Below are 17,944 nucleotides of genomic sequence, written 5' to 3'. Positions count from 1 at the left end.
CATGCTCAGCTCCGGCAAACATTCTCTCACAGGAGGAAGACGAATACCGAAGAGCCCAACTCCGTCGAGAAGCCCCCTCGCCGGAGTAGAAAGGGACAGATAGCCTTATTTAATGCACGCCCAGCTGTTTAGAGGGCTTCAAAAACAAATAAAAGAGGCCGGCTCATTGGATTATGAGCCGGCTTCGCTTTTCTTAGCTGTTTTTCGGTCCGGGTGTGGAGGCGATCAGTTCCAGGTTGCCGGACAGGGTCCAAGCGGAAACGGTCGCAGGCAGGATGAAGTGGTCGCCTTTCTGCAACGGATAGACTTTTCCGGCGACAGTCAGGCTGCCGCTGCCTTCGATGACGCTCCCCAAGGTGTAGGGAGCAGTTTTCTGGAAGGCCATTTCCGATAGGATGTCCCATTTATGGACAGTGAAATAATCGCTTTCGATGAATGTCGTGACGGTATTGTCATCCACTGTGGTTGTTTCGAAGTGGTTCGACGGATCTTTGTGCGGGATCAGCGACACATCAATCGATTGCTGGATATGCAGATCGCGCGTGTTGCCCTGATCGTCCTTGCGGTCGAAGTCGTAGACGCGGTATGTCGTGTTGCTGCTCTGTTGCGTCTCCAGAATCGTGATGCCGCCGCCGATGGCATGGATGGTGCCGCTCGGTACGAAGAAGAAGTCGCCTTTCTTCACTTTGATGTGGCGCAGAAGCCCCTCCCAGTTGCCTGCGGCGACCATTTCCGAGAACTGTTCTTTTGTTTGGGCATTGTGTCCGTAGATGATTTCGGCGTCGTCATCGGCATCAATGATGTACCAGCATTCGGTTTTCCCGAGCTCGCCTTCATGCTTCAGCCCATAAGCATCATCGGGATGCACTTGGACGGATAAGGCTTCGGCAGCGTCGATGATTTTGGTCAGCAAGGGGAAGACGGGCGAAGTCGGATTTTCGAACAGTTCAGGATGCTCCGCGTAGAGGACGTCCAGCTTGGTGCCGGCATAGGGACCGTTTTCCACCGCGCCGGTGCCGTCGGGGTGGGCGCTGATCGCCCAGCACTCCCCGGTATGGTCGCTGGGGATATCATACCCGTAGATGTCGCGCAGCTTGGTGCCGCCCCAGATTTTTTCTTGCAGGACAGGTTGGATGAACAATGGCTCTTGCATGTTTTTCCTCCTAATATTTTTATTTGTTATTGTTTAATAATATCGGTGATGGTGTAGGAACGTGTATCGAAGCGACTGCGAGCAGTCGAATATTCGAAAGGAGTCCCATTCGTAAGATAAACGACTTGTTCCACTTCAAGAATCGGCGTATGTTGATCGCATGCCAATTCTTGCCAATCCAGTTCATTGGAACGATCAGCGTGGATTTTTCGGTAAGCACCACCGATTTTTAGCCCTAAGGTATCGCGGATATGGTCATAGATGGAATGGTGGATAATATCTTCAGTCAAGTCCTTGACCAATCCGGCTACAAAGTAAGTATCTTCCAGTATATAAGGTTTGTCGTCAATAATCCTCAGGCGTTGCAGATGGTAGACCGGCTGATTGTCTTCCAGCATCAACAAGGATTGGATATTGTCGGGAGGGAACAGGATATCAAAAAGGATGATTTTGCTCTTTACCGTTTTATTCGGAAACTGTTTGGATAAGCCGGCATATTCATCTGCTTTGGAATCCCCACTATTCCATAGGGCGCTCTTGATGACAAAAGTACCGACACCCCGTTTGCGGAAAATCAGGCCCTCCATTGCGATCATATCGATGGCTTTCTTTAAGGTCATCCGGCTGACTCCAAATTCTTCTGCCAAAGCAATCTGGTCCGGGAGCATTTCACCTTCCGCATACTCCCCATCGGCGATGCGGCGCCGCAGCTCATCCGCAATTTCTTCATATTTTTTCATTACAGTCGCTCCTCCTGGGAATTAAACGATTTTGATTCCCATTATACCGTAATGGCTAGATGTGAAACAAGTTAAGCTCTACATTTAGCCGAATAAGCAAAGACAAAAGCCCGAAGCATACTGCCTCGGGCTTTCGGATTGGGGCAAACCGATTATGCAGCTTCTTCGACAGTAAGGGCCAAATTCGCTTTATCGACAACTTTCAGGAATGGATACCACATCACTCCGACGATTGCCACATCAATCAGTTGCAACAAGCCGCCCATAAGCGAGTTGGTGGCCATCATTCCGCTGAAGAACAAGGGAACAGTCCAAGGAACCGTTACGCCTGTTGGAGCAGGAACCAATCCTGAAGCCATCGAAAAGTAGTTGATAGTAGTGACGATCAGCGGTGTCAATACCCAAGGAATCAGGATGGAGGCGTTCAATACGATCGGCAAGCCGAAGATGACAGGCTCGTTTACGTTGAATAAGCCAGGTCCGATCGCCAAACGACCGATATCTTTCATTTGTCTGCTCTTCATGACGAATGCCATCAGGATGACTACCATCAATGTCATACCGGAACCGCCCAGGCCGACAGTGAATGTTTCCATGAAAGGTTTCGTGATGATGTGCGGCAAGGCTTCACCTGCTTTAAAAGCATCCAGGTTCTCAAGAGCCAAAGTATTCCAGATTGGATCCATTACCGAGTTGACGATGATTTGACCATGTAATCCGAAGAACCATAGAATTTGGACGAAGAACAAGGATAACAGTGTTGCAGGCAAGCCGCTGCCCAAACCTACCAACGGTTTTTGGATAACGGTATAAACTACGTCATGCAAGTTCGTCGTAAACACGCCAGAAACAAAAGCATTCAAAAATAAAAAGATTGTCAAGGTCGAAATGGCAGGAATCAGGGAAGCGAAAGATCGGGCAACGGCATCAGGAACCCCTTCAGGCATTTTAATGACGATCCCTTTTTTCGTGATGCGGACATAGATTTCAGCTGCAATGAAAGCAGCCAGCATCCCGATGAACATTCCTTTTGCACCCAAACGATCCAAGGACAGCGCGCCGCTTACTTCAGCACCATCTGCAGTCGTAAAGTTGAAAGGCGTCAAAATCAGATAGGAAGCCAACGAAACTGCTCCACCGAAGATGCCGTCCTCATCATAGGAACGGGTCAGGTAATACCCGATACCGAACGTGATGAAAATCGTCATGATCGACATGGTCGCGTTTTGACCGTTTCCGAAAAGACCGCCCAAAGTCCCTTTCAAGTCATCGCTCCAGAAGGGTAAGTTGTTCAGCACCACTACGATCGAACCGAACATAGTCAGTGGGAAAGAAAGCATAAAAGCATCACGCAACACTGCTAAGTATCTGTTTGAGCCGAGTTTGCCGGCAAGGGGAGTCAATTTTTCGGCTAAATTATCAATAAAATTATTCATTAATCATTTTCCTTTCCTGGAAACCTTATGCGTCAAAACCATTATTGTCAGAAACCTCTTTGAACCAGTAGCCACTTTTCTTGATTGTGCGTTTTCCTTCTTGCATTAGATCCACTGCTATGAAGCCATAGCGGTTTTTGTAGGCGTTGGTCCAGGACCAGTTATCCATGCACGTCCACATGTGGTAGCCTTTGACATTGCAACCTTCCTGCAGCGCCTGATGGACATATTTCAGATGATCTTGGACAAATTCGATACGGTAATCATCTTCGATCATGCCATCGGCGTTGACGAAGCGCTCTTCGCCCTCTACACCCATCCCGTTTTCGGAGATGAAGCAAGGCAGGTTGCCGTAGTTGTCACGGACATTGATCAGGCAATCGTAAATACCTTTTTCGTAGATTTCCCAACCGCGGTACGGATTCATTTTGCGTTCCGGCCAGATATAGTTATCGAAGTAATCATCCGGCATCGGTTTATCCGACAAGCGTTCTGTGCTTTCTTTTTTCATGATGCGCCTAGGCTGATAGTAATTGATCCCCAGAATGTCGATGGTATTATGTTTGATGAGTTCCAGTTCCGATTGCGTATATTCCGGTAGATAATCCAATTCCTTCAACAGCAAAACCAAATCCTCGGGGAAGGTGCCTTTGATGGCAGGATCCAAGAAAGAGCGGTTGAAGAATGCGTCAGCAAGACGGGCTGCCTTAACGTCTTCAGGATCATTCTCATTGCGCGGATAACTAGGCGTCAAATTGAGGATGATGCCGATTTGTCCGGCAAGGTTCATTTCATGATAAATTTTGATGGCTTTTGCGCTTGCCAAAGTTTCATGATAAGCGACTTGAACGGCTTTTTTCAGATCCACGACACTAGGATAGTGGAATTGGTAGAGATAGCCACCTTCGACCGGAACGATCGGTTCATTGTGGGTGAACCATTTTTTTACGCGGTCGCCGAACAGCTCGAAGCAGATGCGCGCATAATCTGCATAGGCATCCACGACTTCTTTGCTTTCCCAGCCTCCTTTCTGTTGTAATGACAACGGCATATCAAAGTGATAAAGATTCATAAAAGGTTCGATGCCGTTGGCCAACAACTCGTCGATGTAGCTATTGTAGAAAGCCACTGCTTCCGGATTCACTGCGCCAATCCCATCCGGAATCAGACGACTCCATTGGATGGAGGTTCGATACGTCGTGTGTCCCGTTTTTTTCATGAGTGCTATATCTTCTTTGTAGCGATTGTATACATAAGATGTGTTTTCGGGTCCTACCTGATTGAAGAACAGCTCAGGGTTCTGCTTGTACCAATGATCCCAGATATTGTCCCCCTTGCCGTCTCCGGCCACCGTACCCTCTGTTTGTGGTCCGCTTGCTGCCGAACCCCACCAGAAACCTTCAGGAAATTCATATTTCATCTAAACAACTCCGTTTCTATGTCTATACATAACTTCAAATAGAATTATACAAAACGATAAAAGAAAATGCAATCGATTTCATTCGAAAATATATATTTTTATTATTTCACAATTATTTCAGCGTTTTGGCGAGAATTGGGGGGTTGATTATGGTATAAAGAGAACAAACAGGTTTGGAGGCGATAGGTGATGAAAATTGGAGTCATCGGATTAGGGAACATTGCGCAAAAAGCGTACTTGCCGGTTATGGTTGAGATGCAGGATGAGGTGGAATGGCATCTGTGCTCGCGGAACGGGGAGACGCTGGAAACTGTAGGGAAAAAATTCGGCTTCCAGCATTTGTACACTTCGATGGAAGAATGGTTGGACAGCGGAATCGAAGCGGCCTTTGTGCATGTAGCCACCGTTGCCCATGCGGAAATCATCCGCAAATTACTGGAGCGCGGCATTTCGGTCTATGTGGACAAGCCCATCAGTGATGATCTGGAAGAAACAAAGGAACTGATCGAGTTGGCGGACGCCAAGGGCCTGTTGCTTACCGCTGGCTTCAATCGCCGGTTTGCTCCGATGGTGGAACGGCTGAAGGAGATCCCTGACAAAAAAATGATCCTGATTCAGAAGGATCGTGTGAAGAACGTGGAACCGGTCCGTTTCGCTGTCTACGACTTGTTCATCCATATCGCGGATGCCGCCTTGTATTTGTTGGATGATGAAGTGGTTTCGGTGCAATCGTATCTGGTCGAAAATGAAGGGGAATTGAAACGACTCTGGCTGATGCTCGAAACGAAGAGCACGACTTGTTTCGTCTCGATGAACTATGAGGCGGGTGCCAATCAGGAAGTCATGGAAATCCAAAGTCCTGATGGGATTGTGCGCGTCATGAATTTGACCGACATGACCATCGAACAAAAAAATAGCAAACAGCAAATTGCTTTTGGCGATTGGGAATGGACGCTCCGCAAGCGAGGATTCGCGCCGTTGATCGGTTCGTTTATCGCAGGAGTCAAAGAACGTACAAACCCCGTCTCCACGGAATCAAGCTACCTGAGCCACTCACTGTGCGAGAAAATTCTCGTCGACAACGGATTCGGAATCAATCCAAACGAATAGATCGGAATTTTTGTAGGTACAATTTATATATTTTTGTTAATTTGTTCGTACATCTCTGGTATAATATAAATCAGAAAGGCCAAGGATCATCAAATGGAGGTGAAGGATGACAAAAGATATGACTGCCGGCAGTCCTGCGAAGCTACTCTTACTGTTCGCGATTCCGATGCTGATCGGGAATATTTTCCAACAAGTGTACAGTTTAGCCGACACAGTCATCATCGGCAGGACTTTGGGAGTGGAGGGATTGGCGGCCATCGGATCGGTCGGCGGAGTACTCTTTTTTATTCATGGCTTCGGGATTGGGGTCACTTCTGGTTTAGGAATCGTCATCGCGCAGCGTTTTGGCACGAAAAATGAGGAGCGTATCCGGAAAAGCATCACAATAAGCGTCTGGATAACCCTTTTCACGACTATCCTCATCACAATTTTGAGCGTGTTGTTCGCTGAAGAGATTCTACTGCTCATGAATACGCCGGTAGAAATACTTAAGGAAGCCGAAGCTTACTTTTTGGTCCTGATGTGGGGTTCGGTGGCGATCATGGCATTCAATTTGTTGAGCAACATCTTACGTTCACTGGGTGACAGCAAACTTCCGTTGGTCATCCTGATGATTGCTTCCATATTGAATGTGGTATTGGATTATGTGTTCATTGTCTGGTTTTCTATGGGAGTCGCAGGAGCAGCACTTGCGACAGTTGCTGCGCAATTATTCGCCAGTTTTCTCTGTTTCGTATACATCCGGGAAAAAATGGCGATTCTGCGCTTTTCCAAAGAAGATTGGCGTATGCAGCCCGCGGACTTCTCTTTGCCGTTGAAAATTTCGCTCCCGATTGGTCTGCAAGCCTCCATCATTTCAATCGGTTTGATTGTATTGCAGAAAAGTCTGAATGGCTTCGGACCGGAAGCAGTTGGTGGATACGCCATCGCCCAAAAATTGGACATCATGGCAACCTTGCCGATAGCCTCCATCGGTATCGCAATGGCCACTTTCGCAGCCCAAAACTACGGTGCCGGATTATATTCGCGGATTTGGGAAGGTGTGCGTATCAGTTTGCTGTTGACCTTCGTCTACAGCATTGTTTTAGGAGGAGCGCTTTTGTGCTTCGGGACGGACATCATTCGGCTATTGTTCAAACAGAACGATCCGGCCGTATTGGCGTATGCGCACACATATTTTATTGCGACGGCCAGCTTCTACCTTGTATTGGCGACGCTGATCATTTTGCGGTATACGCTGCAAGGGGTGGGCGATAATACCGCGCCTACCTTTGGAGGTGTGATGGAGATGGTCGCACGCGTCCTTGTTCCGTTGGGATTTTCCGGTCTGCTGGGCTACCAAGCTGTTGCTTTTGCCAACCCCGTTGCTTGGGTAGGGGCTACTATTCCCATGATGTACGCCTATCGTCAGTTGAAAAGGAAATTGACCTTATTGGAAGAGAATAGAATCAAGGAAGCTGAGAGTGAGCGATTGGTGGAACTGTCGGATTGATAATCCATTATTGATGCATATCTAAGTTAATAAATTGATATAAACCGATTCGGAATATGTTATAATAAGATTAAATCATGATTAAAAAAGTTTGTTGAGGAGTTCAATACTAGATTCACTATCTTGAGGAGGAAAAAAATGTTTGATCAAATTGATGAGTTAGCAGTTAATGCAGTACGTACACTTAGCATCGACGCCGTACAGAAGGCCAATTCAGGGCACCCCGGTTTACCGATGGGAGCCGCTCCGATGGCCTATGCGCTTTGGACAAAACATTTGAAAGTCAACCCTAAGAACAGTTTGTGGGTAGACCGTGATCGTTTCGTATTATCAGCTGGACATGGGTCATCCATGTTGTACAGCTTGTTGCACTTATCCGGCTTCAATGTGAGCCTGGACGACGTGAAGAACTTCCGCCAATTCGGCAGCAAAACACCTGGACACCCGGAAGTGCATGACACGGACGGCGTGGAAGCGACGACTGGTCCTTTGGGACAAGGGATCGCGAATGCGGTAGGTTTCGCGATGGCGGAAGCGCACTTGGCTGCTACTTACAACAAAGAAAACTTCCCGGTTGTGGATCACTATACATATTTCTTGAACGGCGACGGCGATCTGATGGAAGGTATCTCCCACGAAGCAGCCAGCTTGGCCGGCCACCTGAAATTGGGAAAACTGATCGGTTTGTACGACTCCAATGATATTTCCTTGGACGGCCCGACTTCGAAATCCTTTACGGAAGATGTAGCTGCCCGTTTCGAAGCTTACGGTTGGCAACATATCTTGGTGAAAGACGGCAACGATCTGGAAGCCATCTCGAAAGCCATCGAAGAAGCGAAAGCTGAAACCGAAAAACCGACTTTGATCGAAATCAAAACCATCATCGGCTTTGGTGCACCTGATGCAGGAACGCACAAAGTTCATGGCGCTCCATTGGGAGCGGAAGGCGTTTCTTTCGCGAAAGCGGCATACGGCTGTCCGGATGAAGCTTTCTGTGTTCCGGCTGAAGTCACAGCCCGTTTCAATGAAAAAATGGTTGAAGAAGGCCAACAGGCTGAAGCAGCCTGGACTGCTATGTTCAGCGACTACAAAGCGGCTTATCCGGAATTGGCGCAACAATTCGAAGATTCCATCGCTAACAAATTGCCTGAAGGTTGGCAAGACAAATTGCCGACTTATGAAGTGGGCAGCGCAGCGAAAGCAAGCCGTGTGACCAGCGCGGAATCCATCCAAGCATTGGGTGAAGCTGTACCTTATTTCTGGGGCGGTTCTGCGGACTTATCGTCTTCAAACAACACAATGATCAAATCGGCAAGCGACTTTGAACCGGGCAACTATGCCGGCCGCAACATCTGGTACGGCGTGCGCGAATTCGCGATGGCCGCTATCATGAACGGCATCGTTCTGCACGGCGGAACCAGAACGTATGTAGGGACGTTCTTCGTCTTCACGGATTACTTGCGTCCAGCGATGCGTTTGGCTGCCATTTCGCACTTGCCGGGCACTTACGTGATGACACACGACTCGATTGCGGTCGGCGAAGACGGCCCGACGCATGAGCCGGTGGAACACTTGTCCAGCTACCGCGGCATGCCGAACTTGACGGTTCTGCGTCCTGCAGACGGCAACGAAGTCAGCGCGGCATGGGAAATTGCAGTGTCTTCAGCCGACAAACCAACAATGTTGGTGTTGACGCGCCAAAACTTGCCTGTTTTGGAAGGCACAAAAGAAATGGCCCGCGAAGGCGTGAAGAAGGGTGCTTATGTCCTTTCTCCGCAACAAGGCGAAACGCCTGCCGGCATCCTGATCGCAACCGGTTCGGAAGTGAACTTGGCTGTGGAAGCGCAAAAACAATTGCGTGAAGCCGGAGTGGATGTCTCTGTCGTCTCCATGCCGAGTTTCGATCTGTTCGAAGCCCAGGATGCTGCCTACAAAGAAACAGTCTTGCCTGGCGCAGTCCGCGACCGCATGTCCATTGAAATGGGCGCGACCTTCGGTTGGGAACGCTATGTCGGCCTAGACGGATTGGCTTACGGCATCGACACTTACGGCGCAAGCGGCAACGGCAACGTGGTAATGGCGGAATATGGCTTTACTACTGAAAAAGTGGTTGCAGCCTATCAAGCAAAATTCGCAAAATAAACTTCCTAACGGATGAACAAAAAAGCATGGGCTGTCTCGAAATTGAGGCAGCCCACGCTTTTTTTGTCCTTGTCCAGAGTTTTTGCATCGGAAATGCCGTTTGATCAGATCAAACGCATCAGGATGAAAATAATCCCTGACCTCCGGTAAACAAAGGCCTTACCGGAGGTCGGACAACATTTCGGGGTGCATTCTCCGATAAGCGGGGACTCGCCGGGGTTGCGGCCTGAAGTTACCGTTGTGCTCCGGCGAGTGCGGCTTCGACGGAGCAGAGGCTTTCCTTCGATCGCCGCTATGCATCTCCGTCAATCGAAGGAAAGCCAAAAAAGCTGCGGTCCACTCGAAAGGAGTGGGCTGCAGTTTTCTGGTGCTTATCAGGAATAGTAGGCTTTGAAGTTGATGTCCTGGTCATGATTCCCGAATTTTTTGCCGAACAGGGTTACGCCTCCGACATTTTCAGCATCGGGCTTCACTTCGATGCGGATTTCCCATGTTTCGGCTGTCTTATTCAGATCCGATATGCTGACTTGGGAAAGCAGGTCTCCGTCCATGTAAGTGCCGTGGTGGGTTACCCTGAGTGTCTTCAATAAACCGTATTGGTTCAAATTCGAGGGCCACCAAGATGGATTCAGCTTTCCGCGCGTATCCGCGAAGTCGCCTGGGCTCGTCCATGTGCCCAACTCTGTTCCGTTCAAGGTGAATGTGATATCGGACGGCCAAACATCATTCGAAAAAGGGAATTCGGAACTGATTTCCATGCTGATGTCAATCTGCTCCAGTGTGTCATCAGGAGTTCCGAACAAAACCAGTTGTTCGGGCCCGGGCACAATAGCTTCACCCGCAGCGAGGATGGAGAGGATGATGTGCTGGTTTACCACGTACGCCCAAAAATCGTGACAGAGGGTGATCCCTTGGATGTGCCCGATCGCCATGCGCACGCGCAAGTTTTCACCTGGAGCGCGGATGGTTTTCCGATTTTCGGCGAACCCGGAACAGACAACAATCAGAAAGGCAGGACAATCATTTGAATAAGATACAAGTAACCTTGAACAGAGAAACAGGAACAATCATTCGCTATATATATGGTCAATTTGCGGAGCATCTGGGCAGATGCATCTATGAAGGGGTATGGGTAGGAACCGATTCAGAAATCCCGCACGTCAACGGAATCAGACAAGATGTCGTGGAGGCGCTAAAAGCCATCCAGGTTCCGGTCATCAGATGGCCGGGCGGCTGCTTTGCGGACGAGTACCACTGGAAAGACGGCATCGGTCCTACCGAAGAGCGCGCCACAATCGTGAATACGCACTGGGGCGGCGTGACGGAAAACAACCATTTCGGTACGCATGAGTTCTTTGAATTATGCAGACAGGTCGGGGCTGAAGCCTACATCAACGGAAACGTCGGCAGCGGCACGGTCCAGGAAATGCAGGAATGGGTCGAATACATGACAATGGACGGTCTTTCGCCGATGTCCAAATTGCGCCGTGAAAACGGGCAGGACGAGCCGTGGAAAGTCAAATTCTTTGGCGTCGGCAATGAGAGCTGGGGTTGCGGCGGCAACATGCGTCCGGAATATTACGCTGATCTGTATCGCCGTTACCAAACCTACGTCAGACAGTACACGAAAGAACCGCTTTACAAAATCGCCTGCGGCCCGAACATCGATGATTACAACTGGATGGATGTGCTGATGAAGCATGCAGCGCCGTTCATGGACGGCATCAGCCTGCACCATTATGCGCTGGCTTCCGTATGGGAAGACAAGCGCCCGGCACTGGGGTTCCCTGAAAAAGAATGGTTTTCACTGATCGACAGCGCTTTGAAGATGGATGAATTGATCACGCGGCACACCACGATCATGGACAAATATGATCCTGATAAACGCGTCGGTCTAATCGTGGATGAATGGGGCTCTTGGCTGGCTGTGGAGCCAGGCACGAACCCGGGCTTCCTGTACCAACAGAACACAATCCGGGATGCGATGATCGCAAGTCTGACTTTGAATATTTTCCATAAGCATGCAGACCGCGTACAGATGGCGAATATTGCCCAAATGGTCAATGTGCTGCAAGCTATGATTCTGACTGAGGGCGCAGAAATGATCAAGACACCTACCTACTATGTGTTCGATCTCTATAAAAATCACCAGGACGCAACCCTTGTCGATGCGGATGGGGTCATTTCCGGCACGACCAGTTACACGGTTTCCAAAAAAGACGGCGTCATGACGGCATCTTTCTGCAACTACAGTCTGACTGACACAGAAACCATCACGTTGAGCCGTGTCGACGGCGTATTCGGGGAAACAGCAGCAGAGGGCATCTTCGGAAACAGCACGGATGATCATAACTCGTTCGAAAATCCTGAAGCCGTTGCGAAACAAACATTCACTGATTTCGCGGTGGATGGCAACGAATTGACGATCACGCTGCCTCCGATGAGTGTCGTTTCCGTATACGCAAAGGAAAACTGACATGACCTGCAAAGGCTGCGAACGTAACAATCAGATGATGGAGATGGATATCGAGAGCGCCATCGATGAGCAACTGTCGATGGAGCTGAACCACGCCTCAAACGAGCTGCGGGACCAGCGGTTGATTGTCTGTAGTGCGTGTCCGGCGCTTTCGGAGCATACGTGCAAGCATTGTGGCTGCTTCGTTCGCTTCCGTGCCAGTCTGCAGGACAAACGCTGCCCCTTGGGTAAGTGGTAACGCCATCCAGCTTAGGCACCGCTTTTGTATCAGCGTTTATATCAACAGGAATAGCTGCCGGCTTGCTGGTGGCTTTTCTTGCATCTTGACATAAAATCAGGTTGAAATTTGGATGAAATGGGGATAGATAATGATCAAACCATTGCTGCAACAACACCCGAGAGTGACAGTATCAGACAGCTTCTGACTGAAGTACAGGCAACTGGTGAGGGAGGAAATGATCCCATTCCAATGGGATGTCCTCAACAACAGAGGGAACATCGTCATCGAAAGCGAAAGGGAGGATGCGACCATCCCGACGGAAAAAAGCCATGTGATCGAAAATTTCAGGATTGCGGCTGGACAGAAGGAAGGACACCATTACGGCTGGCTTTTCCAGGACAGCGATCTGTACAAATGGATCGAAGCGGCAGCCAACACAATCGCGTTGGAAAAGGATGAAGCTCTGGTCGCCTAAGTGGAGGAAACGATCGAACTCTTGGAAGCGGCGCAGGACGATGACGGGTATTTGAGTACCTATTATCAAATCGATGCCCCGCACCTGAAGTTCAGAAGGTTGTTCGAAAGCCATGAACTGTACTGCATCGGTCATCTGATCGAAGCCGCCATCGCTTATAAGGAAGCGACCGGGTCCGGTCGGCTGCTTCAGATTGCCGACAAAGCGATCGACTGCATCGAAGCGCGTTTCGGCAAATCGGAAGGGAAAATCGACGGTAGCGATGGCCACCAGGAAATCGAACTCGCGCTTGTGCGGCTGTACGAGTCGACGGGCAACCGGAAATACTTGGATTTGAGCAGCTACTTCCTGGAGGTGCGCGGACAGAACCCACATTTCTTTGCGGAGCAACTGGAAGAAAATGATCGCTTGGGACTGCAGCAAGGGCCGAAGCCTGTCATCAATACCGTCTATCATCAAGCGCATAAGCCCGTTATCGAGCAGGATTCGGCAAGAGGGCATGCCGTTCGGTTGGTCTATATGGCGCAGGCAATGGCTGGGGCCGGTCGCCACAAGCAAGATGAAAAGCTGATCGGTGCCGCGAAAAAAATCTGGGAGAATATCGTCCAAAAGCGCATGTACATCACGGGTGGCATCGGTTCGACGGTCCGCGGGGAAGCTTTCACCTATGATTATGATTTGCCGAACGATCTGATGTACTGCGAAACATGCGCGGCGATCGGGCTGCTGAATTTTTCGAATGAATTGCTGAAGACCGAAACCGACAGCCAATATGCGGACATCATGGAGAGGACACTTTACAACAGCATCATCAGCGGCATGGCCTTGGACGGGAAGCACTTCTTTTACGTCAATCCGTTGGAAGTCGATCCCCAAGCGAGCGCTGAGAATCCGGATAAGAGCCATGTGAAGGCGACGCGGCCTTCCTGGTTCGGCTGCGCCTGCTGTCCGCCGAACTTGGCGCGCACGCTGCCCGCTGTCGGGGGATACGCCTTCACGCAAAAGGAAGATGAAGTGCTGCTGAATCTGTTCATCGACAGCGAACTGGCCGGGGAGCAAGCCGGCGAACCTTACACAATTCGGCAAAAGCATACGGTATCGGAAACGGGCCAGACCGTAATCGCAGTTGAAAAAGCATCCTCCGAACAGCTGCGTTTGGGCATCCGTATCCCTTATTGGGCGGAAAATCCGGTACTGGTTGTGGACGGTCAAGAAACGGTTGCCGAAAGCAGCAATGGCTACACTTATGTGACCGTCATCTCCGATTCGATGGCTATCGAATTAACATACACCATCGCCATCAACGAAATCGAGGCGCATCCACTTGTCAAAGCGGATAAGGGAAAAGTCGCCCTGCAACGGGGACCTTTCATTTATTGCCTGGAAGAACAGGACAACGGGATACAACTGCATCTGCTGGCATTGACCGGATCGGTCCGACCACGTTTCCGATCGGATAAGCTGCTCGGCGATAGCGTCTTCCTGGAAGCTGAAGGGGAGCTGCAAGTGATGGAAGATGGGTGGCAGGGCAAGCTGTACCGCGTTCATCAGAAACCGCAAACCATTCCCAAAATGCTCACGTTCATCCCCTACTACAACTGGGGTAATCGCTCTTTGGGAGAAATGCAAGTATGGGTCGATAAGGAGGATACGCATGTTTAGAAGCTACGCAGAAACACCACCAAAAGGTTGGAACAGCTGGGATTCTTTCGGAGCCAGCGTGACGGAAGAGGAAGTATTGGGCAACGCCGAAGTGATGGCGAAAAGTTTGAAGGACTACGGTTGGGAATACATTGTCGTGGATATCCAGTGGTATGAACCTCTCGCTGATTCCTGCGCCTATCATCCGTTCATCGAACTCCGTCAGGATGAATACAGCCGGCTGATCCCTGCCGAAAACCGATTCCCTTCGAGCAGAGGGGGACTAGGGTTCAAACCATTGGCGGATGCGGTCCACGCAATGGGTCTGAAATTCGGCATCCATACCATGCGCGGCATCCCGAGGCAGGCGGTGCATGGCAATAGCCCGATTTTGGGTACGCAAAAAACAGCCCGGGACATTGCGGATACAAATTCCATCTGCCCGTGGAACACAGATATGTACGGCGTGGACAACACGAAGGACGGTGCACAAGCGTACTACGATTCGTTACTGGCTCTGTACGCTTCCTGGGGAGTCGATTTTCTGAAAGTAGATGATATCGCGGATTCGAAATTGTACGGAACGCACAGCGGAGAAATCGAGCTGATCCGCAAAGTCATCGACAGTTGCGGCAGGCCGATGGTGTTGAGCCTCTCACCGGAACCCGCCCCGATCGAACGGGGTACCTTTTTCCAACGGAATGCCAACATGTGGCGGCTGACAGACGATCTGTGGGACAACTGGGAGCAGCTGTATGACATGTTCGGACGCTGCGGAAAGTGGTCGGCTTTTGTCGGCGCCGGAACTTGGCCGGATTGCGATATGCTGCCGCTGGGGCATATCGGTGCCCGGACCGTGGCTGACGGATCGGAGGCGCGGCTGACGCGGTTCACGAAAGAGGAGCAGCGCTCACTGATGACATTGTGGTCGATTTTCCGTTCGCCCTTGCTGTTCGGCGGGGATCTGCGGAAGTTGGATGATTGGACGCGGTCGCTGTTGACCGAACCTTATCTGATCGACGCCCATCAGAACGGGCGCGATGCAAGAGAAGTGTACCGAAAGGAAGAGTTGGTGATCTGGGTTTCGGAAAGTGACACCAGGAAATATGTCGCCTGCTTCAATCTGTCGGATGAACCGGCCCGTTTGCCTGAAGTGGCCGGGGAATGGCTACAATCCATTGGAGGAGAAATGCATGAAGTTTGGGCAAACCGGACCGTGTCGGTGGCCGAAGCACAAACGACTTTTCTCGCGGCCCATGGTGTCGCTCTTTTTGTCACAAGATAGAAAAACAGATCGAAAAATGAACGGAGCGGAAAAGTTCCGCAAAGTGTCCCTATGCTTTTGGTGCGATTAACGATAAAATGGGAAGTATCATATACTCGGAAGTTCCGCTTCCTTTGATCGGAAGGGTTTGTTCAAGGAAGCAGGGACGCGAATGCGCCATGGAGGGGATACACCAGTGAAAATCGTTCAAGTGAAAGATATAGTCTTCAATGAAGGCAGGCCGAAAATCTGCGTGCCGTTGGTAGGGAAAACAAAACAGGACATCCTTGCTGCTGTCAAAATACTGGAAAACGTCGCTTTTGATCTGGCGGAGTTACGCATCGATTTTTTCGAAGGAGTGGAGCATCCCGAGCAAGTGGAAGCTTTATTGGCCGAAATCAAAAGCCTTTATAAAAAGCCCTTGCTGTTCACCTTCCGCACTAAAAAAGAGGGCGGCGAGCGCGAGCTGAGCTTGGACCGCTATTTTGAATTGAACCGTTTCGCGATCCGGAGCGGCATGGTAGACATGATCGATCTGGAACTGTTCAGTTCGGAAGAAGACGTAATCAAGTTGATTGCCGAAGCGAACGAACAAAACGTGAAAGTCGTTCTGTCGAGCCACGAGTTCTTCCGAACGCCCCCTAAAGAGGAGATCGTCGCAAGATTGGTGAAAATGCAGCAACTCGGGGCAGACATTACAAAGATCGCGGTCATGCCGCAGAGCGAGGAAGATGTCTTGACGCTGCTGGCGGCGACGTTGGAAATGAAAAAAGAGAAAGCTGACCGCCCTTGCATCACGATGTCGATGGGCAAATACGGCGTCATTTCGCGCTTGGCCGGAGAACTGTTCGGTTCCTGCCTGACTTTTGCGGCGGCCAAAGATGTTTCTGCACCCGGTCAGGTATCTGTCCGCGATGTCCGTTCCATCCTGGAAATTCTGGCGCTGGATTAAGAACGTGCGGGCGGAACAGATCGGTTCGGAACTTTCGGATTTCCGCTCAGCTCCGGTGAAGCGTCGCTTGCCGGAGTAAACTGATCGTCAGCAAACGCAAATCCTGCGGAGCCTCCCTCATCGGAGAACGTAACCGAAAATGTAGGCGACCTCCTGCGAAGCCACCGTTCGCCGGAGGTCACACGTTTTTCTTCGATTTGGAGAACAAATGGATGGAGAACAGGCAAAAAAAGCCACCCTGGATATAAGGATGGCTTTTTTGATGTCCGGAATGATTCATCGTATGCTCAGCTTCTCGGCTTAAAGCTGCTTACTTTCAACAAAATTTGGTTGATGCCAAGCAGCAATTCATCCGTCAATTCGATATCCACCGACTTGATGTTATCTTCGATCTGCTCTGGACGGCTGGCGCCGATGATGGCTGAGCTGACGCCGGGTTGGCGCAGAATCCAGGCTAGAGCCAGTTGCGGCATGGTTATTTCCAATTCATGCGCGATGGCTTCGATTTCTCCGATGGCTTCCAACAGGGACTCGTTTTCCAGATACTTTTGCATTGAACTGTTCAGTTTGCTGTTGGCGGCACGGCTGCCTTCCGGAACGTGTTGGCCGGATCTGTATTTGCCGGTCAGGATGCCTTGTCCCAATGGAGAAAAGACGACTTGCCCCATGCCATTGGCGACGGAGACGGGCAGCACATCGACCTCGATGTAACGCTCAATCATATTGTAGATCGGTTGGTTGGAAATGAGCGGCCGGAAATTATGCTGTTTTGCAATCTGGTGAGCCTCCTGGATTTTGGCGGCCGGCCATTCGCTGACTCCGGCATAAAGAATCTTGCCTTGACGCTGCAGATCGTCGAGCGCCCAGAGTGTTTCCTCCATCGGTACGCTCGGATCGTAACGGTGGCATTGGTAGAGATCCAGATAATCCATGTCCAGACGCTTCAGGCTGGCGTCGCAGGCTTCGATGATGTGTTTGCGTGACAAGCCCCGGTCATTCGGACGATCCCCCATCGGGAAATAAACTTTGCTGGCGACGACCAAACTGGAGCGCCGATAGTCCTTCAGCACTTTTCCGAGCACGGTCTCAGCAGCACCCTTTTCATAAACGTTGGCTGTGTCGAAAAAGTTGATGCCGGCATCATAAGCGGTTCGGATGCATGCCTCCGCTGTCTGATCCGCTACTGATTTTCCGTAGGTCAACCAACTGCCCAATGCGATTTCGCTGACACGCAAACCGCTTTTCCCTAGATTCCTGTATTTCATCCACTCGTCCTCCTTGATTCATTTAATCAGACTTTGATGATAGCCGAAATAGCTTTCTGTCCTTATCATAAGCCACAAAATCGAATTCGCCAAAGGAAAAGGCCAACAAATCGAAAAAATGGAAGCGCTGCGATTCTTTTTGTATTAACGACAAAAAA

The 17,944-nt window shown here is 50.2% G+C and carries 13 protein-coding genes and 3 pseudogenes; 10 read left to right on the top strand and 6 right to left on the bottom strand.

Annotation, left to right across the window (positions count from 1 at the left end; genetic code table 11):
* Positions 1-193: 193 nt before the first annotated feature.
* The 4 genes from manA to BMZ71_RS08010 form a co-directional block, all read right to left on the bottom strand.
* A complete protein-coding gene (gene manA, locus BMZ71_RS08025; RefSeq protein WP_086989297.1) occupies positions 194-1,153 on the bottom strand; it encodes a mannose-6-phosphate isomerase, class I in 960 nt (319 codons plus the stop codon).
* Between the two features lie 26 nt (positions 1,154-1,179).
* Entirely contained in the window at positions 1,180-1,893 is a 714-nt protein-coding gene (locus BMZ71_RS08020) for a GntR family transcriptional regulator (RefSeq protein WP_086989296.1), read from the bottom strand.
* Positions 1,894-2,045: 152 nt separating this feature from the next.
* Positions 2,046-3,329 (bottom strand): PTS cellobiose transporter subunit IIC, encoded by a 1,284-nt coding sequence (gene celB, locus BMZ71_RS08015; RefSeq protein ID WP_086989295.1) that lies wholly within the window; start codon positions 3,327-3,329, stop codon positions 2,046-2,048.
* A gap of 25 nt (positions 3,330-3,354) precedes the next feature.
* Positions 3,355-4,749, bottom strand: coding sequence for a glycoside hydrolase family 1 protein (locus tag BMZ71_RS08010; RefSeq protein WP_086989294.1), 1,395 nt, complete (start codon positions 4,747-4,749; stop codon positions 3,355-3,357).
* 189 nt (positions 4,750-4,938) lie between these two features.
* On the opposite strand from BMZ71_RS08010, the gene BMZ71_RS08005 reads away from it, so the two are divergent.
* From BMZ71_RS08005 to tkt, 3 genes are all read left to right on the top strand, one after another.
* Positions 4,939-5,859 (top strand): Gfo/Idh/MocA family protein, encoded by a 921-nt coding sequence (locus BMZ71_RS08005; RefSeq protein WP_177187544.1) that lies wholly within the window; start codon positions 4,939-4,941, stop codon positions 5,857-5,859.
* Positions 5,860-5,965: 106 nt separating this feature from the next.
* Entirely contained in the window at positions 5,966-7,351 is a 1,386-nt protein-coding gene (locus BMZ71_RS08000; RefSeq protein ID WP_086989292.1) for an MATE family efflux transporter, read from the top strand.
* A gap of 138 nt (positions 7,352-7,489) precedes the next feature.
* Positions 7,490-9,493: a transketolase gene (gene tkt, locus BMZ71_RS07995; RefSeq protein ID WP_086989291.1), complete on the top strand. Its 2,004-nt coding sequence runs from the start codon at positions 7,490-7,492 to the stop codon at positions 9,491-9,493.
* A gap of 374 nt (positions 9,494-9,867) precedes the next feature.
* On the opposite strand, the pseudogene BMZ71_RS15300 reads toward tkt, so the two are convergent.
* Positions 9,868-10,281: pseudogene (locus BMZ71_RS15300) on the bottom strand (transcriptional regulator); the annotation flags it as partial.
* On the opposite strand from BMZ71_RS15300, the pseudogene BMZ71_RS15295 reads away from it, so the two are divergent.
* From BMZ71_RS15295 to aroD, 7 genes and pseudogenes are all read left to right on the top strand, one after another.
* Positions 10,276-10,521 (top strand): annotated as a pseudogene (locus BMZ71_RS15295) (family 43 glycosylhydrolase); the annotation flags it as partial. The pseudogenes BMZ71_RS15300 and BMZ71_RS15295 overlap by 6 nt on opposite strands.
* Positions 10,518-11,969 carry an alpha-N-arabinofuranosidase gene (locus tag BMZ71_RS07985; protein ID WP_218142787.1) on the top strand — a complete coding sequence of 484 codons (1,452 nt, stop codon included), beginning with the start codon at positions 10,518-10,520 and terminating at the stop codon, positions 11,967-11,969. The pseudogene BMZ71_RS15295 and the gene BMZ71_RS07985, both read left to right, overlap by 4 nt.
* Before the next feature lies 1 nt (position 11,970).
* Positions 11,971-12,207 (top strand): DUF6171 family protein, encoded by a 237-nt coding sequence (locus tag BMZ71_RS15290; RefSeq protein ID WP_086989289.1) that lies wholly within the window; start codon positions 11,971-11,973, stop codon positions 12,205-12,207.
* A gap of 205 nt (positions 12,208-12,412) precedes the next feature.
* Positions 12,413-13,909 (top strand): annotated as a pseudogene (locus BMZ71_RS07970) (glycoside hydrolase family 127 protein); the annotation flags it as partial.
* Between the two features lie 24 nt (positions 13,910-13,933).
* Positions 13,934-14,326, top strand: coding sequence for a hypothetical protein (locus BMZ71_RS15490; RefSeq protein ID WP_342724759.1), 393 nt, complete (start codon positions 13,934-13,936; stop codon positions 14,324-14,326).
* Complete coding sequence (locus tag BMZ71_RS07965; RefSeq protein ID WP_086989286.1) at positions 14,319-15,590, top strand: glycoside hydrolase family 27 protein; 1,272 nt, start codon at positions 14,319-14,321, stop codon at positions 15,588-15,590. The genes BMZ71_RS15490 and BMZ71_RS07965 overlap by 8 nt, the downstream gene beginning before the upstream one ends.
* 175 nt (positions 15,591-15,765) lie before the next feature.
* A complete protein-coding gene (gene aroD, locus BMZ71_RS07960) occupies positions 15,766-16,521 on the top strand; it encodes a type I 3-dehydroquinate dehydratase (protein WP_245734404.1) in 756 nt (251 codons plus the stop codon).
* A gap of 287 nt (positions 16,522-16,808) precedes the next feature.
* On the opposite strand, the gene BMZ71_RS07955 is transcribed toward aroD, so the two are convergent.
* On the bottom strand, positions 16,809-17,786 hold the full coding sequence (locus BMZ71_RS07955) for an aldo/keto reductase family protein (RefSeq protein ID WP_086989284.1): 978 nt from the start codon (positions 17,784-17,786) through the stop codon (positions 16,809-16,811).
* Positions 17,787-17,944: the final 158 nt, after the last annotated feature.

It is taken from the genome of Trichococcus flocculiformis (genome assembly GCF_900113645.1).
In the GTDB taxonomy this organism is placed as follows: domain Bacteria; phylum Bacillota; class Bacilli; order Lactobacillales; family Aerococcaceae; genus Trichococcus; species Trichococcus flocculiformis.
This window is presented reverse-complemented; position numbering and strand designations above follow the sequence as displayed.

Excerpts from the sequence above, each read along its gene's own strand:
- manA (WP_086989297.1), bottom strand. The coding sequence starts at position 1,153 with ATGCAAGAGCCATTGTTCATCCAACCTGTCCTGCAAGAAAAAATCTGG.
- BMZ71_RS08020 (WP_086989296.1), bottom strand. The coding sequence starts at position 1,893 with ATGAAAAAATATGAAGAAATTGCGGATGAGCTGCGGCGCCGCATCGCC.
- celB (WP_086989295.1), bottom strand. The coding sequence starts at position 3,329 with ATGAATAATTTTATTGATAATTTAGCCGAAAAATTGACTCCCCTTGCC.
- BMZ71_RS08010 (WP_086989294.1), bottom strand. The coding sequence starts at position 4,749 with ATGAAATATGAATTTCCTGAAGGTTTCTGGTGGGGTTCGGCAGCAAGC.
- BMZ71_RS08005 (WP_177187544.1), top strand. The coding sequence starts at position 4,939 with ATGAAAATTGGAGTCATCGGATTAGGGAACATTGCGCAAAAAGCGTAC.
- BMZ71_RS08000 (WP_086989292.1), top strand. The coding sequence starts at position 5,966 with ATGACAAAAGATATGACTGCCGGCAGTCCTGCGAAGCTACTCTTACTG.
- tkt (WP_086989291.1), top strand. The coding sequence starts at position 7,490 with ATGTTTGATCAAATTGATGAGTTAGCAGTTAATGCAGTACGTACACTT.
- BMZ71_RS15290 (WP_086989289.1), top strand. The coding sequence starts at position 11,971 with ATGACCTGCAAAGGCTGCGAACGTAACAATCAGATGATGGAGATGGAT.
- BMZ71_RS15490 (WP_342724759.1), top strand. The coding sequence starts at position 13,934 with ATGGCTATCGAATTAACATACACCATCGCCATCAACGAAATCGAGGCG.
- BMZ71_RS07965 (WP_086989286.1), top strand. The coding sequence starts at position 14,319 with ATGTTTAGAAGCTACGCAGAAACACCACCAAAAGGTTGGAACAGCTGG.
- BMZ71_RS07955 (WP_086989284.1), bottom strand. The coding sequence starts at position 17,786 with ATGAAATACAGGAATCTAGGGAAAAGCGGTTTGCGTGTCAGCGAAATC.